This window comes from Candidimonas humi, assembly GCF_019166065.1.
Taxonomy (GTDB): Bacteria; Pseudomonadota; Gammaproteobacteria; order Burkholderiales; family Burkholderiaceae_B; genus Candidimonas; species Candidimonas humi.
The window spans coordinates 256,562-272,407 of the sequence record NZ_JAHTBN010000004.1; the positions used below are offsets into that span (position 1 = coordinate 256,562).

Annotated in this window: 16 protein-coding genes and 1 pseudogene; 7 read left to right on the forward strand and 10 right to left on the reverse strand. The window is 66.5% G+C overall.

Going from position 1 to position 15,846, the window contains the following annotated elements; genetic code table 11:
* The gene (locus KVP10_RS11770) at positions 1-183 is read left to right on the forward strand and encodes a hypothetical protein (protein ID WP_217964782.1); all 183 of its coding nucleotides are present in this window, start codon (positions 1-3) and stop codon (positions 181-183) included.
* A 70-nt stretch (positions 184-253) separates the two neighbouring features.
* Here KVP10_RS11770 and KVP10_RS11775 read toward each other — a convergent pair whose 3' ends face one another.
* The 6 genes and pseudogenes from KVP10_RS11775 to KVP10_RS11795 form a co-directional block, all read right to left on the reverse strand.
* Entirely contained in the window at positions 254-1,396 is a 1,143-nt protein-coding gene (locus KVP10_RS11775; RefSeq protein WP_217964783.1) for a DSD1 family PLP-dependent enzyme, read from the reverse strand.
* A gap of 85 nt (positions 1,397-1,481) precedes the next feature.
* Positions 1,482-2,288, reverse strand: a complete 807-nt coding sequence (locus KVP10_RS21310; protein ID WP_281421978.1) for a uracil-DNA glycosylase — start codon at positions 2,286-2,288, stop codon at positions 1,482-1,484.
* Positions 2,289-2,468: 180 nt separating this feature from the next.
* Positions 2,469-2,753: pseudogene (locus tag KVP10_RS21315) on the reverse strand (HIT family protein); the annotation flags it as partial.
* Positions 2,754-2,806: 53 nt separating this feature from the next.
* On the reverse strand, positions 2,807-3,598 hold the full coding sequence (gene trpC / locus KVP10_RS11785; RefSeq protein ID WP_217964785.1) for an indole-3-glycerol phosphate synthase TrpC: 792 nt from the start codon (positions 3,596-3,598) through the stop codon (positions 2,807-2,809).
* The gene (gene trpD / locus KVP10_RS11790; RefSeq protein ID WP_217964786.1) at positions 3,595-4,626 is read right to left on the reverse strand and encodes an anthranilate phosphoribosyltransferase; all 1,032 of its coding nucleotides are present in this window, start codon (positions 4,624-4,626) and stop codon (positions 3,595-3,597) included. Before trpD ends, trpC begins: the two co-directional genes overlap by 4 nt.
* A gap of 14 nt (positions 4,627-4,640) precedes the next feature.
* Positions 4,641-5,204, reverse strand: a complete 564-nt coding sequence (locus KVP10_RS11795; protein WP_217964993.1) for an aminodeoxychorismate/anthranilate synthase component II — start codon at positions 5,202-5,204, stop codon at positions 4,641-4,643.
* Positions 5,205-5,941: 737 nt separating this feature from the next.
* Between KVP10_RS11795 and KVP10_RS11800 the strand changes: the two genes are divergently transcribed.
* Together KVP10_RS11800 and KVP10_RS11805 are read left to right on the forward strand one after the other, a co-directional pair.
* Positions 5,942-6,739 (forward strand): class II aldolase/adducin family protein, encoded by a 798-nt coding sequence (locus tag KVP10_RS11800; protein ID WP_217964787.1) that lies wholly within the window; start codon positions 5,942-5,944, stop codon positions 6,737-6,739.
* A 167-nt stretch (positions 6,740-6,906) separates the two neighbouring features.
* Complete coding sequence (locus KVP10_RS11805) at positions 6,907-7,869, forward strand: Bug family tripartite tricarboxylate transporter substrate binding protein (RefSeq protein WP_217964788.1); 963 nt, start codon at positions 6,907-6,909, stop codon at positions 7,867-7,869.
* 15 nt (positions 7,870-7,884) lie between these two features.
* Here the strand turns inward: KVP10_RS11805 and KVP10_RS11810 are convergent, their stop codons facing one another.
* Complete coding sequence (locus KVP10_RS11810) at positions 7,885-8,766, reverse strand: LysR substrate-binding domain-containing protein (RefSeq protein ID WP_217964789.1); 882 nt, start codon at positions 8,764-8,766, stop codon at positions 7,885-7,887.
* Positions 8,767-8,827: 61 nt separating this feature from the next.
* Positions 8,828-9,769 (reverse strand): LysR family transcriptional regulator, encoded by a 942-nt coding sequence (locus tag KVP10_RS11815; RefSeq protein WP_217964790.1) that lies wholly within the window; start codon positions 9,767-9,769, stop codon positions 8,828-8,830.
* 88 nt (positions 9,770-9,857) lie between these two features.
* On the opposite strand from KVP10_RS11815, the gene KVP10_RS11820 reads away from it, so the two are divergent.
* The 4 genes from KVP10_RS11820 to KVP10_RS11835 all read left to right on the forward strand — a co-directional run bounded on the left by KVP10_RS11820 (position 9,858) and on the right by KVP10_RS11835 (position 13,886).
* Complete coding sequence (locus KVP10_RS11820) at positions 9,858-10,628, forward strand: MBL fold metallo-hydrolase (protein ID WP_217964791.1); 771 nt, start codon at positions 9,858-9,860, stop codon at positions 10,626-10,628.
* On the forward strand, positions 10,625-11,746 hold the full coding sequence (locus KVP10_RS11825; protein WP_217964792.1) for an Ldh family oxidoreductase: 1,122 nt from the start codon (positions 10,625-10,627) through the stop codon (positions 11,744-11,746). Before KVP10_RS11820 ends, KVP10_RS11825 begins: the two co-directional genes overlap by 4 nt.
* A gap of 142 nt (positions 11,747-11,888) precedes the next feature.
* Positions 11,889-12,866 (forward strand): Bug family tripartite tricarboxylate transporter substrate binding protein, encoded by a 978-nt coding sequence (locus tag KVP10_RS11830; protein ID WP_217964793.1) that lies wholly within the window; start codon positions 11,889-11,891, stop codon positions 12,864-12,866.
* Between the two features lie 48 nt (positions 12,867-12,914).
* On the forward strand, positions 12,915-13,886 hold the full coding sequence (locus tag KVP10_RS11835) for a Bug family tripartite tricarboxylate transporter substrate binding protein (protein WP_217964794.1): 972 nt from the start codon (positions 12,915-12,917) through the stop codon (positions 13,884-13,886).
* Positions 13,887-13,902: 16 nt separating this feature from the next.
* On the opposite strand, the gene KVP10_RS11840 is transcribed toward KVP10_RS11835, so the two are convergent.
* Both KVP10_RS11840 and KVP10_RS11845 read right to left on the reverse strand, forming a co-directional pair.
* Positions 13,903-14,889: a Bug family tripartite tricarboxylate transporter substrate binding protein gene (locus KVP10_RS11840; protein WP_217964795.1), complete on the reverse strand. Its 987-nt coding sequence runs from the start codon at positions 14,887-14,889 to the stop codon at positions 13,903-13,905.
* Between the two features lie 48 nt (positions 14,890-14,937).
* Positions 14,938-15,846 (reverse strand): amidohydrolase family protein, encoded by a 909-nt coding sequence (locus tag KVP10_RS11845; protein ID WP_217964796.1) that lies wholly within the window; start codon positions 15,844-15,846, stop codon positions 14,938-14,940.

Here is a 15,846-nt window from a genome sequence, read left to right on the forward strand (position 1 = left end):
ATGCTCAACCTGAAGGACATCCTGATCGGACAAAACGTCCGCCTGAAAAACGGCGCCATCGCGGAAGTGACCGAGAACATGGGCGACGGCCTCTGGCTGCAGTTGCGCGATCCGCAGACGGGCGACGAGGATCTGGTCCATTGCGAAGAGGTCGTGGAACTGGTGTCCGGACAGGCCAGTTAGCAGTCAGCCGGCTGCCCGGCGATAGCCTTGCGGGGCTGGCGCCCGACGGCCGATCGCCTGTGTCCGCTGCCTACCAGCCGTAGAAGCGTTTCCAGGCGGCGGTGGCGCCCGTTTCCGACACGGCGAAGTATTCGGGGAACTGGGCGCCGGTCGCGCAGGCGTGATTGGGCAGTATGCGCAGCCGCGTGCCTATGGGAAAGCGCGCGCGCAGGTCTTCGGCCGGGGCGGGCGCTGCGCCGGGCGTGCGGGACAAGATGCCGTGTTCCTGGTTCGCGCCGCTCATGATCCAGCCGTCCAGGGGAGCGCCGTCCAGCGTGCAGGGCAGGCCGTAGCCGTAGTCCCGCTGCTGGGCCGAAGTGCCGCGGTCGCGGCTCATGGCCATCCAGCCCGCGTCCACGATCACCCAGCCCTTTTCCTGCTGGTGGCCGATCACGGTCGCCAGGACGCTGAGCGCGATGTCTTCCAGCGCGCAGACCCCCACGTTGTGCATCACCAGGTCGAAGAACACATAGACCCCGGCGCGCACCTCCGTCACGCCGTCCAGCTTGCGGGCGGCGAACGCGGTGGGCGTGGAGCCCACGCTGACAATGTCGCAGGGCAGCCCCGCCGCGCGCAGGCGTTGCGCGGCCTGTACGCAGCCGGCGCGTTCCTGTTCCGCCATGTCGGCCAGGGCCTCGGCGGTGTGCAGATCGTAGCTCGCGCCGGCGTGAGTCATGACCCCGGCCAGTTTTACGCCCTCGTCGCGCAGCAGGTGGCCGACTTCCAGCAGCACGTCCTGCTGCGGCCGGATGCCGGCGCGATGGCCGTCGGTATCCACCTCGATCAGCACCTCGAAGCCGGCGCCGTGGGCGCGATCGAATTGCGCCACGGCCCGCGCCGCGTCGATGTTGTCCACCACCAGCTTGAGCGCGCAGCCCTGGCTGCGCAGCGCCAGGGCGCGCATCAGCTTGGACGGCGCCATGCCGACTGCATAGAGTATGTCGGTGTAGCCGGCGCGGAAGAATTCCTCGGCTTCCTTCAGCGTCGAGACCGTGATGCCGCAAGCCCCGGCGGAGGCCTGGGCGCGGGCTACTTCCAGGCATTTGGCGGTCTTTACATGCGGCCTCAGTATCACGCCGAGCTCGTTCATGCGCTGCTGCATGCGCGCTATGTTGCGTTCCATCCTGGCCTGGTCGATCAGGGCGGCGGGCGTGTCCAGGGTTGCGAGCGTCATGGCTGCGTTCTCGTGCGTAGGCGGTGATACGGCGGTGTTCTTGCAGGGTTGCGGCGCCGTCGCGCGGCGCCCGGAGCCCAGGGGCTTATCCGCCGCCGGCGGCTTCGTCGCAGCCCGTGCCGGTCCAGTCTATGGTCGAGGCGCCCTGGCTGGCCAGCCATTCATTGGCCAGCCTGAAATGATTGCAGCCTATGAAGGGCCGCGGCGGGCGCAGGGCCGACAGCGGCGAGGGGTGGTTGGCCAGTAGCACCAGGTGCTTGCCGTCGGGCGGCAGCAATTGCCGCTTGGCCTGGGCGTGCGAGCCCCACAGCATGAAGACCTTGGGCTGGGGGCTGAGGGCGACCCGCTGGATCAATGCGTCGGTGACGATTTCCCAACCCTGCTTGGCGTGCGATGCCGGCTGCCCCGCCTCGACGGTGAGCACGGTGTTCAGCAGCAGCACGCCCTGTTCGGCCCAGGCCGTCAGGTCGTGGCCCATATTGCCGGGCGGCCGCACGGCGCCGCGCTGCGGCCGGCCCGCGGCCGCGTCGTCCGGATCGGGGTATTCGAGCGCCAGTTCCTTGAAGATATTCTGCAGGCTGGGCGGCGCGGGAAAATCGTCGGGCACGGAAAAGCACAGGCCCTGCGCCTGGCCCGGGCCGTGGTAGGGGTCTTGCCCGAGTATCACGACGCGCACCGAGTCCGGCTCGGCGTAGCTCAGCGCGCGGAACGGGTAGCGGGGGAAGATCGTCGCCCCTTCGGCCTGGCGCGTCTTCAGGAAGGCCGCCAGGTTGCGCAGCGCGTTCTTGGGTTCGGGCTCGCGCAGGGTTTCCTTCCAGACCTCGTCGAGGTTCTGCAGGTGCGTCAGCAGGGGGCTGTCCAGGGTGTTGGGTTCGTTCGGCGCGGGTGTCATGGGGTCTGCCTGGGGCTCGGGCGCCAGCGCCGCCGCGAGCCGCGAGTGGTAATCGGGAAGCTGGCGCAACAGGTCCTGGCGGCGCGCTTCCCAGGCCTGGGCCTGTTCGGGCGTGCGCCCGGGAGCCTCGGCCCATATGGCTTGCGGGAAATGGCTGTCCTCGCGCCAGCGCGGGATGATGTGCCAGTGCAGATGCGGCACCATGTTGCCGAACTGGGCCAGGTTGATCTTGTCGGGCCGCAGGTGCTGGCGCAGCGCCTGCTCGACCTGCCAGACGACCGCCATGAACGCTTCGCGCTCCTGGGGAGACAGGTCCGTCATTTCGGCGGCATGGTCGTTCCAGATCACCCGCGTGTAGCCGGGGTAGTCGGGGTCGTCGACGGCGATCACGCGCAGCCGCCCGTTGTGCCAGAGCACGCGTTCGCCGGCCGGTTGGCACAAGGGGCAGTCGTCGTGTCGTGTCATGGTCTGTGTTTTCCCGGTGTCCTGGTCGCTTGGCCCGTGGCGGCGCCTGCGCGTCAAGTGCCGAACAGCTCCTGCAGGGCGACCCCGGGTTCGGGGGCGCGCATGAAGGCCTCGCCGACCAGGAAGGCGTCCACCTTGTGCTCGCGCATCTGCGCCACGTCCGCGGGCGACAAGATGCCGCTTTCGGTGACCACGCGCTTGCCTTCCGGTATGGCCGGCAGCAGGTCCAGGGTATTGTGGATGGAGGTCTCGAAATTGCGCAGATTGCGGTTGTTGACGCCCAGCAGCGGCGTATGCAGGGTCAGCGCGGTGTCGAGTTCGGCGCGGTCGTGCACCTCGGCCAGCACGTCCATGCCCAGTTCCATGGCCACTTCTTCGAATTCGCGCAGTTCGGCGGGGTTCAGGGCGGCCACGATCAGCAGTATGCAGTCGGCCCCCAGCGCGCGGGCGTGCACGATCTGGTAGGGATCGATGATGAAGTCCTTGCGCAGCACCGGCAGCGTGCAGGCCGCGCGCGCCTGGCGCAGGTAATCGTACGAGCCCTGGAAGAACTGCACATCGGTCAGCACCGACAGGCAGGCCGCGCCGTGGGCGGCATAGGACGTGGCGATCTCGGCCGGCACGAAGTTCTCGCGGATCACCCCCCGGGACGGGGAGGCTTTCTTGATTTCGGCGATCACGCCCGGCTTGCCCTGCGCGATTTTTTCTTCGATGGCGCGGCCGAAGCCGCGCAAGTCCTTGCGGCTCTTGGCCTCGCGCAGCAGGTCGGCCTCGCTGCGCATCTGGCGCGCGGTGGAGACTTCTATCCTCTTGGTTTCCAGTATCCTGGCGAGAATGTCGTTCATGCGGCGATCTTCCGTGTATAGGCGCAGAATTCCTGCAGCTTGGCCCGCGCCGCCCCGTTGGCCATGAGCTCGAAGGCTTGCTTCAGGCCGTCCTCGATCGAGCCGGCCTTGTTGCCCGCATAGATGGCCAGCCCGGCGTTCAGGCCTACGATATCACGAGCGGTGCCGGGCACGTTGTTCAGCGCCTCCAGCAGCATCTGGGCCGACTCGTCGCGATTGGCGACCTTGATCGAACGGTTCGACACCATGGACATGCCGAAGTCCTCGGGATGGATCTCGTATTCGCGCACATCGCCGTCCTTGAGTTCGCCCACCAGCGTGGAGGCCCCCAGCGAGGCTTCGTCCATGCCGTCCTTGCCGTGCACGATCAGCACGTGCTTGGAACCCAGCCGCTGCAGCACCCGCACCTGGATGCCCACCAGGTCGGCATGGAACACCCCCATGAGCTGGTTGGCGGCGTTGGCGGGGTTGGTGAGAGGCCCCAGGATATTGAAGATCGTGCGCACCGCCAGTTCCTTGCGCACCGCCGCCACGTTCTTCATGGCGCCGTGATGGGCCGGAGCGAACATGAAGCCTATGCCCGTGCTCTCTATGCTTTCGGCGACCTGCTCGGGGCTGAGCACGACATGGGCGCCGAGCGCCTCCAGCACATCGGCGCTGCCCGAGGACGACGAGGCGCTGCGGTTGCCGTGCTTGGCGATCTTCACGCCGGCCGCGGCGGCCACGAACATCGCGGCGGTGGATATATTGAAGGTGTGCGAGCCGTCGCCGCCGGTGCCGCACATGTCCAGCAACTGGTCGGGATAGCGGGTCTCGACGGGCAGCGCGAATTCGCGCATGACCTGGGCCGCGGCGGTGATTTCGCCCACGGTCTCCTTCTTGACCCGCAGGCCCATCAGCAGCGCGCTGGCGATCTGCGGCGACATCTCGCCGCGCATCAGCATGCGCATCAGGTGCAGCATTTCGTCATGGAAGATCTCGCGATGTTCGATGCAGCGGGTGAGGGCTTCGGCAGCGGTGATGGACATGGTCTTGTTCTCGTTCATAGCGTAAGGAAGTTGCGCAGTAGCGTGTGGCCGTGCTCGCTCAGTATGGACTCCGGATGAAACTGTACCCCATAGACGGGCAGGGTCTTGTGGCGCACGCCCATGATCTCGCCGTCGGCGGTCTCGGCCGTGACCTCCAGGCACTCGGGCAGGCCGGCGCGCGCTATCGCCAGCGAGTGGTAGCGGATCACCGTGTAGGGCGAGGGCAGGCCCGCGAACACGTCCGTGCCGCGATGGGTGACGAGCGAGGTCTTGCCGTGCATGATTTCCTTGGCCCGCACGATCTCGCCGCCATAAGCTGCGCCTATGGCCTGGTGGCCCAGGCAGACCCCGAGTATGGGTACCTTGCCGGCCATGTGGCGGATCAGCTCCACCGAGACGCCGGCCTCGGCCGGCGAGCAGGGGCCGGGCGAAACGCAGATCCGGTCGGGCTGCAGGGCAGCAAGTTCGGCCACCGTCGCCTGGTCGTTGCGCACCACCTTCACCGTCTCGCCCAGTTCGCCGAAATACTGCACCAGGTTGTACGTGAAAGAATCGTAGTTGTCGAGCATGAGCAGCATATCGGTCCTCAGCTTCTTGTAGTGGGAAAAGAGCAGGGGCTGCCCGTGCCTGTGCCGTGCAGGGATGCGCATGCGCGGGCCGGTTCGCGCCGGAATTCGATTCGGCGTGAATCCGCCTGCGGGCGGGCTGGACTGGGTCTGGGGGGGACTACTGATAGCACTGACAATCTCCTGGTTTTTGGAGCCGCCGTGCCGGGGAACTGATAGGGATCTGGTTTTGCGACCTGCCACCGGTTACGGCGGCAAGGTGCGGATGAAAACCGCAACGACGTGCCGCTTCCTAACGGAAGCGCCACCACTGAATGACGAGGGTCGAAGCGTTGCGGTTCATATTGTGTTTGTTTCTGCCTGGCGCGGTTCGCGCCGACCTGAATGCCTCGGCCAGTAAAGCAGTAAAGGCCAAGACAGCGGCTAATTGTAGCGTGCGCGCGGGTTTCTTGTCGACTTGATTTTTCCGGCTAGGTTTTCCGAGGCATCCAGTGGAGCTGCAGGCGGCTTCCAAGCGGAGTTCTGCCTTGGGGGCGGATGGGCGCATCTCCTGTCTCGCGCCGGTCTTTTTGGTAGGCCATTATTTTTAATAATGGCTAATTAAGAATATCTAGATAGCTATCTGGATTGCCGTTTTTTAAAATCGAATGAATAGGTGCTGAGCTGCCTGCAGCCGGCGAGAACACCGCCGTTCCCGGCATGACACGCCTCAGTATTATTTTTCCTAATTCATGGGCAGGGATGACAGCATGACCGATCCGCAATACTCGACTGATTTTCCGTCGCTGAAAGCAGTGGTGCCGGAAGCAGAGTGGGAGGAACGCTGCAAGCTGGCCGCGTGCTATCGGCTCATGGATCGCTACGGCATGACGGACCTGATCTACAACCACATCACCACCCGGATCCCGGGCGGGGGCGAGCGCTTGCTGATCAATCTGTACGGCTTGCTGTATCGGGAGATCACCGCGTCCAGCCTGGTCGAGCTGGACCTGGACGGCAATATCCATCGCAAGCCGGACACCGCCTACGGCATCAACAAGTCGGGCTACATCATCCATGGCTGTATCCATCGCGCGCGGCCCGATGTGCATTGCGTGATCCATACACACACCCGCGCCGGCATGGCGGTCTCGGCCATGGATTGCGGCCTGCTGCCCATGACGCAGACGGCAACGCGGTTTCATGGCCATCTTTCCTACCATTCTTTCGAGGGCCCCGCCATCGAGCAGTCCGAACAGGAGCGGCTGGTGGCCGACCTGGGGCCGCACAATGCCATGATCCTGCGCAATCACGGGCTGCTGGTATGCGGCGCCTCGGTGCCGCAGGCTTTCAACCTCATGTATCAACTGGAACTGGCCTGCCGCGCCCAGGTCGATGCGCTGGCTGCGGGCCGGGATGGCGTGAGCGTTCCCGACGTATCGGTATTGCAGCGCTCGGCCCATTTGTACCAGCCCGGCACTCGCCGCCCTTATGGCGAACTGGAGTGGCATGCCTTGTTGCGCCAGTTGAAAGCGGAACCGGGCGCCTACGCCCCCTACGACAGCTAGTGTTCCGGGCGGCAGGCCCGCCGAATCAGGCATCACCCCGGCTCTTGCCCGTCGCCGATAGCCATTCCGGCCGCGGCCGGCGGCAGCTTGCGCCACGCAGAAGGAGGCCGGCCGTCCCTGCGGCCGTATGTTCATCGATACCTATATCCAGCTAGAGGAGATTCGTCATGCGCAAATTCCTGCGGGCGGCAGCCCTGGTGGCCTCGTCCATGTTGGGCGCGGCTCCTGCCCTTGCCGCCTATCCCGATCATCCCATTACGATAGTGGTGCCCGTGGCCGCAGGCGGAACCGTGGACCTGCTGGCGCGCATTGTCGCCAAGGGGCTCGAAGAAAAGCTGGGCCAGCCGGTGATCGTCGAGAACAAGGCCGGGGCCTCGGGGGCGATCGGCACCCGCTACGTCGCCAAGTCGAAGCCGGACGGCTACACGCTGCTCGCGGTGGCCAATACGTTTGTCTCGGTTCCCGAATTCCTGCCGGGCGCGGGCTATGACGCGCTGAAAGACTTCGCTCCCATAACCCAGACTTGCAGTATTCCGATGGTGCTGGTGACGCCTCCGGGCAGGCCGGAGCACACCGTCCAGGCATTCATCGAGCGCGCTCGCAAGCGCTCGGGATCCGCCACGATGGGCTCGTCGGGACTGGGCTCCACCGGCTACATCGCGGCCGAATTATTCGGGGCGCAGGCCAAGGTCAAGTTCCTGCATGTCTATTACAAGGGCAACAGCCAGGCGCTGCTCGATGTCATGAGCGGCCGCCTGGACGGCATGTTCGACCAGGTCAGCACTTCGGGGCCCAATGTGAAGAACCACAGGCTGCAGGCCCTGGCCGTCACCACGAAGACGCGCTCGAGCATGCTGCCCGATGTTCCCACCTTGAACGAGGCGGGCCTGCCCGGCTTCGAGGACGAGACTTTCAATGCCATCCTGGCGCCGGCCGGCACCCCGGCGCCCATCGTCGCCAAATTGCACGATGCCATTGCCGGCACGCTGAATCAGCCGCAAGTACGCGAGCGCCTGGCGCAGCAGGGCATCGAAGCCAAGGCCAGCGCCTCTCCGGCGGCGTTCCGCAGCTACCTGCAGGCGTATCTCGAGAAATACCGGCGCATTGCCGCCGGCATACACGGGAAATAGGCCGGACGCCCTGTTTCAGACCTGGGCCAGCAGCCACTGCCTGAAACAGGCGATCTTGGCGTCCTCGGCCTGCGAGCGCGGGCACACCAGGTGGTAGCCGCGCGGCCGCCGCAGCACGAAGGGGTGCGGCGCCACCAGCTTGCCCTGCGCGAATTCGTTTTTCAGGTAGCGCAATTGGCCGAGCGCCACGCCCAGGCCCTGTATGGCGCATTCGTAGATGATGCTCAGGTCTTCGCAGTACATGTCGCTGGCGGAAAACGCGCGCTTGCCGTGCGCCGCGCCGATCCAGTCGGCCCAGTGGCCCGGGCGGCGGTTCGAATGCAGCAAGGGCAGCGCCAGCAGCGCCTTCAAGGTGCAGGGACGCGGCAGGCGCTGCGCCAGGCCGGGGGCCATCACCGGCGTCAGCTCGTCGCTGAACAGCAGCTCGCTGTGCAGGCCGTCCCAGTCCCCGTCGCCGTAGCGGATGCCTACGCCCGCCTCGTCGTGTTCGAAGGCCATCCATTCCACATTGGCGGCCAGGCGCACCTTGATGTCCGGATGCGCCTTCTGGAAACCGGGCAGCAAGGGAATCAGCCAGTGGGTGAAAAAAGTGGTGTGGCCCCGCACTTCCAGCACCTGTTGGGAACCCGTGGACGCAAATTCCTGCGTCGCGGTGACGATCCCGGAAAATGCGCTGCCCAATGCCCTGGCATACGCGGCCGCGCCCTGGCTGAGCCGCAACTGGCTGCCTTGCCGTTCGAACAGCTTGAAGCCCAGCCAGTTTTCCAGAGCGCGTATCTGGTGGCTGACCGCGCCCTGGGTGATATGCAGTTCGCGGGCCGCGGCGGTGAAGCTGCGGTGGCGGGCGACGCATTCGAAGACGCGCAAGGGATTCAGGGGCGGGAAGTGGGGGTTCATGGCCTGTATCGCGGGATCGAGCCGATGGCGGCCGCCGCGCCGGAAATAATGGGGTGGGTGTTCATCGTTGCCGGGCCCCCTGGGGGAAGGGAGGCAGGCCGGCGTGGCCCGTCTCCAGCGCATCATGGACTTGCCGGCGCAACAAGGCCACGAATTGCGCCATGATCTCGGAGCGTGGCGCGGCTCGCGCCCGCACCAGCAGGGTTTCCAGTTCCACGTGCGGGCGCAGCGGCCGGGTGACGAGCCCGGGCAGCGGGATGGAGGCCAGCAGGAACGGCTCGACCAGGGCGATGCCTGTGCCGTAGTACGCCAGCGCGATGCCCGTCAGCGACAGGCTGACTTGCACGGCAACGTGCGGCACGATGCCGGCCTGGCTCAAGATGCGGTCCACATGGCTGCGCAGCATCGCCTGCGGCAGGTAGGTGATGATGGAATAGTCCGCCAGGTCCCGCACATTGATGGCCTTGTTGGCGGCCAAGGGGTGGTCGTCCCGCATCACGCAGGCGATGCTCGAGCGGATCAGGACTTCCGTTTCGACCTGGGCATTGACCACCGGCTCGTAGGCGATGCCCAGTTCCACCTCGCGGCTGACGACGCGGTCGACCACTTGCGGCGAGGTCAGAGACTGCAGCACCACGCGCACGCCGGGCCGTTCTTCCAGGAAAGTGGCGACGGCCTTGGCCAGGTAGCCGTTGGCCACCGGAAACGATGCGGCCAGCGACAGGGTGCCCAGCCGCCCGCCGGCGAGATCCTGCATGAGCCTGTCCATGGCGTCCAGCCGGCCATACAGGGCGCTGACGTCGGGGAAGAGGGCGATGGCCTCGGGGGTGGGCTGCAGCCGGCCTCCCGCGCGCGTGAACAGCTTCATCCGGGCGCGGGCCTCGCAGTGCTTGAGGACGGAACTGACCGCGGGCTGCGAGATATTGAGCAGCCGCGCCGCGCCGGTGACCGATCCGGTCTGCATGATGGCGTGGAAGACTTCAATATGGCGCATCGACAGCATGATAAGAGAGCCTTATGTCTTTTGTATAAATATTGATTGGAAAATTATATTGTCATCCGTCACCATGGCTGTCAAAGAGGAAGCGGCCATGATGAATATCGCGGGCTATGAGCTCGAATTGCTGGTAATCGGTTTTCCCGGAAAAGGCGTGTGCCACGGCGGGCTGGGCTGGAGCACGATCGCGCTGCTGCGCGGCCACGGCCGCGTGGCGCTGATCGACACGGGGCCCATCGGCATGCGCAGGCTGCTGCGCGAGGAACTGCGCCGGCGCGGCCTGGCTCCGGCCGACGTCACCGATCTGCTGCTGACGCATTCGCACCACGACCACTCGATCAACTGGACCTTGTTCCCGCAGGCCCGCATAGCCATAGGCGGGCCGGAACTGGACTGGTCCCTGACGCAGCCCTGGGGCGAGACGCCGGTCCCCGAACTGTACATGCGCGAGCTGTCGTCCTGGCCGCGCCTGCACAGGGTGGCCGACGGCGAGGAAGTTCTGCCCCATCTCGGCGCGCATGTGGCGCCGGGCCATACGCCGGGCCACCTGATCTTCGTGCTGCAGGACGCGCAGCGCGACGTCATATTCACCGGCGATGCCGCCAAGACGCGCGCCGAGCTGGTTTCGCGGCGCGCCGACATGAGCTACGACCAGTCCGTCACGGCGGCGTCCATCGAGCGCATCTGGGCGTATTGGCGGCGCAAGCCCGACAGCGTGGTGGTGCCCGGCCACGATCTGCCCATGACGCAGCACGAGGGCCGGACGAGCTATCTGCTGTCGCGCAAGGCGGCGATCCAGGCCTGCTTCGGCGACAGCCTCGACGAGCCTACCGTGATCGACCTGGCGCCGGCGGGGCAGCCATGAGCGCCGTCGCTGCCGCGGGGCCGGAAACGCTCGTCGCCGCCGCGCGGGTGCGCGTACAGATCGAGACACTGCTGCGGGCCTGGGGCATGGACGAAGATCTGCTCGCGACCACGGCGCGGATCATGGCCGACACCGACCTGTCGGGCGTCGATTCCCATGGCATCTCCATGCTCATGGATTACGACCGCTCGCGCCGCATGGGGAAGCTGAACCTGCATGCCCGTCCCCGCGTGCTGCGCCGGAATGCGGCCACCGCGCTTATCGACGCCGATGCCGGCCTGGGCCACGTGGCGGCGCACATGGGCATGGAACTGGCCATGCAGTGCGCGCAAGAGATCGGCGTAGGCGTCGTGGCGGTGCGCAATTCCCACCATTTCGGCGCCGCGGGCTATTACGCGCGCATGGCCAGCGCCGCAGGCCTGCTGGGCCTGTGCATGAGCTCTACCCGCAGCATCAACACGGTGCCGACCCGGGGCCGTACGCCGGTCATGGGCACCAATCCCATCGCGTTCTCGGCGCCGGCCGGCCGCAACCCGGCCTTTTGCCTCGACATGGCCACCAGCAGCGCGGCCTCCAACAAGGTCAAGGTCTACGAACTGCGCGGCAAGCCGCTGCCCGAGGGCTGGGTCGTGGACGAAGACGCAGTGCCCGTGACCGATGCGAGCCGCGCCATGCACATCCTGTTCGAAAGGCCCAAGGACGTGGGCGGGGGCCTGACGCCGCTGGGCGGCTCGGCGGAAATGTCCAGCCACAAGGGATACGGCCTGGCCATGATGGTGCATATCCTGGCCGGAACGCTGTCGGGTTCCTCCTTTTCGCCATTGCGGGTGCGCACGCAGCAGCCCGGGGACCCCGACAATCTCGGGCATTTCTTCTGCGCCATCGATCCCGCCGCGTTTCGCGGCGAAGGCGAATTCGAGGCCGACCTGGACGAGGTCGTCGATGTCCTGCACGCCTCGCCGCCCGCGGATCCGAACCAGCCGGTATTGGTGCCCGGCGACCCCGAAAACGAGACGCGGGCGTGCCGCATGCGCGAGGGCATTCCCATCCCCGCCACGCTTGCGGCGAAGATCCGCGCACTGTGCGAGCAGGCCGGCGTGCCGTTCTTGCTGGACTGAAAGCCTTGCATGCCAGGCACACTCCCGGCCGGACCGGCGCGGGCCGGCCTCGGCCGATGCGGCAGGCGGGAAGCCCCGGGCCCGGCGGCCGGCGATAGACGCCGTATAGCGGCAAACCATAAAACAGAACAGGAGACACACCATGCGATTCGTTCCACTTGTCCGAGCCCTGTGCGCCGCGGCTGCGGCTTGCGTGCTTGCCTCGGGCGCCGAAGCGGCAGCGTGGCCGGCCCGCCAGATCAGTCTCGTCGTGCCCTTTGCCGCCGGGGGCGGCGTCGACAACGTGGCCCGCGTATTGGCGGCGGGGCTTTCCAAAGAGCTGAAGCAGTCGGTGATCGTCGAGAACCGCACCGGCGCGGGCGGCCTCATAGGCGGCAAGTACGTGGCCGATGCGCGGCCGGACGGCTACACGCTGCTCATGGGCACGCAGACCACGCTGGCGGTGGCGCCCCTGCTGCACCCCGATGCCGGGCTGGATCCGCTGAAGGCCTATGCCGGCATCAGCAAGGTCGGCAGTTCGCCGCTGCTATTGGTAGCCAATCCGAAGTTTCCCGCGCGCACCGTACAGGAACTGGTGGCGCTCGCCAAGAAAGAGCCGGGCAAAATCAATTACGGCTCGGGCGGCGTGGGCACCACGCCGCACATGGCCATGGCGCTGCTGGCGCTGGATGCCGGCATCCGCATGACCCATGTTCCGTACAAGGGCGAGCAGCCGGCCCTGACCGATACGATAGGCAACCAGATTTCCCTGATGTTCTCGAACCTGCCCGTATCCTTGCCGCTGGTGCTCGGCGGCAAGCTGCGCGCGCTGGCCGTGTCGAGCGCGGCGCGCGTGCCGGCCGCGCCCGACATCCCTACCGTTGCAGAATCGGGAATCGCCGGATTCGAGGCCGGCACCTGGTTCGCCGTCGTGGCGCCCAAGGGCACGCCGCCCGGCGTGGTGCAGATACTCAACCGCGGCATCGATCGCGCGCTGCAGGACCCCAAGCTGCGCAGTACCTTGCAGAACCAGGGCGTGACCGTGCAAGCCGGCAGCGCGCAAGATCTCGACGGGTATATCGAGTCCGAATACCGGAAGTGGGCCCGGGTGGTCAAGAATGCGCATATCAACATCCAATGAGCAACATACAGTGAGCGGCCCGGATACCGGCCGCCCAGGAGACTTCTCATGAATCGACGCCAGTTACTGCAAGGCCTGGCCCTTGCCCCCGTGCTCGCGGGCGAGGCCCGGGCCGCGCAGGCCTACCCCGCGCGCACCATCAATCTTGTCATCGGCTATGCGCCCGGCGGCACCGCGGACATCAGCTGGCGCATCATCGCGCCCAAGCTGGCCGAACGCCTGGGCCAGTCCATCATCGTGCAGAACAAGCCGGGTGCAGGCGGCATCATTGCCTCGCAGGCGGTGCTGCAGGCGCCCGCCGACGGCTATACCTTCATTCTCGCGGCGACGGGCAATTTCGGCATCACGCCCGTGCTGTTCAAGTCGCTGCCGTTCGACGCCGTCAAGGATTTCCAGATGGTGTCGCTGGCCGCCGATTTCGATTACGTATTTGCCGTCAAGGCCGACTCTCCCTTCAAGACGGTGAAGGACGTGATCGATTATGCGCGCCGGCAGCCGGGCAAACTCACCATCGGCACCGTGCAGGTCGGCAGCGCGCAATTCTTCGCGGCGGAACTGTTCAAGTCCATGGCCGGCATTTCCGCCGTGACCGTGCCTTTCCACACTTCGGGCGACGTGGTCCGGGCCGTGCGCGCGGGCGACGCGCAAGTCATGGTGGAAACCATCGCGCCCGTTATTTCCCAGGTCCGCGCCGGCGTGTTGCGCGCCATAGGCATCACCGGCGGCGAGCCTTTCCCGGGCCTGCCGGGCGTGCCGCCCATTTCGCGCAGCGGCCTCGACGGCTATGTGGTGACCGCCTGGAACGGCCTGGCGGCCAAGGCCGGCACGCCCCGTGTCGCGGTGGATCGCGTCAACCACGAACTGGCGGCGGTACTCGCCCTGCCAGAAGTCAAGTCGCGTTTCCTGGAACTGGGCATGGTCGCCCGGCACAGCACGCCCGAGGAATTGCGGGCGCGCCAGCTTGCCGACATCGAGAAGTGGGGGGCCGTCATGAAGACCGCCCACATCCAGAAACAGTAGGCTGCGGCCCGCCCGGTCAGCCTTTCTTGATGCCGGTCTTGGCGGCGACCTCGGCCCATTTCGCCAGTTGCTCTTTGATGAAGGCCGCCAGTTGCGCGCGGCTCATCGGCATGGTCTCGGCGCCTTCCGCGGCGAAGCGCCGCTGCACCTCGGGGGTCTTGAGCACGACATTGACCTCGTCGTGGAACTGCTGGACGATGCCGTCGGGCGTTCCGGCGGGCGCCAGCAGGGCCCACCAGTTGCGCATGTCGATGTCGATGCCGGCTTCCTTCAAGGTGGGGATCTTGGGCAGGAAGGCGACGCGCTTGGGGCCCGCAATGGCCAGCAGCTTGATCTTGCCGGATTCCAGGAAGGGCTTCATCTGTATCAGGCTGCCCAGGGACACCTGCACATTGCCGGCGACCAGGTCGAGCAGCGCCGGGCCTCCGCCCTTGTACTGCACGACGGTGAGATCGGCGCCGGACTTCATCTTGAACAGTTCGATGGCGAAGTGCTGGAAGCTGGCCACCCCCGCCGAGCCGAAGAACACCTTGCCCGGATGCTTGTGGGAATACTCGACCAGTTCCTGCACAGTATTGGCCGGAAAGCTCGAGGTCACCGCGATCACGCTCGGCCCCATGGCGAGCATGGCCACGGGCACGAACGATTTGAGCGGATCGTAGCTGAGCGCGGTGACGGCCGGCGTCATGGTGAAGGCCGCCGATATCAGCAGCAGATTGGTGCCGTCGGGCCGGGCCCTGGCCACATGCTCGGCCCCCACCACGCTGCCGGCGCCGGGGCGGTTTTCCACCACCACGTTGTGGCCGAACCGCATCGACAGCCGCTCGGCAATGGCGCGGCCCATGATGTCGTTGCTGCCCCCGGGGGCGAACGGCACGGTCAGCATGATGGGCCGTTTGGGGATCTGCTGCTTGGCCCTGGCGCCCAGGGGCAGGGCAAGACTCAGAGAGCCGGCCATGGCAAGGCTGAATCGCCTGCGCGGGATCCTGATGCGTTCATCCATTCTTGTCTCCTTCGTGGCGGATTGCTGCGTGACGCGCCTGCCTGCTCACTAGAAGTCGTACAGGCGCGCCGGGTTGTGAACCAGTATTTTTTCGAGCAGGGCGCGGTCGGGCACCCATTCGGCGAGGCGATTGAGGGCGCGCCCGTCGTCTATGGGCTGGAACGGCTCTATGGCGTCCACCGAGCCGCTGCGGCTGCCGCCGCCGGGGTGCGGCCAGTCGGTGCCCCATAGCATGTGTTCCGGGTTGGCCGCGATCAGCATCCGGGCGAGTTCGCGCACCGGCGCGCTGTCCGGGCCGGCGGACAAGCGATAGGGGGCCGACAGCTTCACCCAGGCCGCGCCCGAGCGCAGCAGTTCGAGCAGGGCATCCAGGCCGGGCCGGCCGCCGGGGTCAGTGGAAGTCCTGCCGAAATGATCGACCACTACCGGCACCCCCAGGCCTGCGATGGTGTCCCGGGCCGCTGCCAGCACGGCCGGGTTGGTGAAGATCTGCACGTGCCAGCCCAGCGGGCCGACCCGCCCGGCCGCCCATTGCAATTGCCGCCGGGCATAGGCCGGGTCGCTGATGCCTTCGGTTTCCAGGTTCAGGCGTATGCCGCGCACGCCGGCCTCGTGCATGCGCCGCAGCTCGTCGTCGCCGGTGTGTTCGTCGATGACCGCCACTGCGCGGCCGCGGCCCTCCAGCAGGCCGAGGGCATCGAGCGTGGCCGAGTTGTCGGTTCCGTAGGGACTGGGCTGCACGATTACGACCCGCTGCATCCCCAGGTGACGGTGCAAGGCCTGCAGCTCGGCCACGGAGGCTTCCCCGGGCGTGTATTTGCGCCCGGGCGCATAGGGGTAGCGGCCGGCGGGGCCGAAGACATGGGTGTGGCAGTCGCAGGCCAGCGCGGGGACTTCAAAGTCGACGGCCTGGTGTGTGACGCCGTGCAGGGCGAAGGCAGGATCAGATGCGGGCAT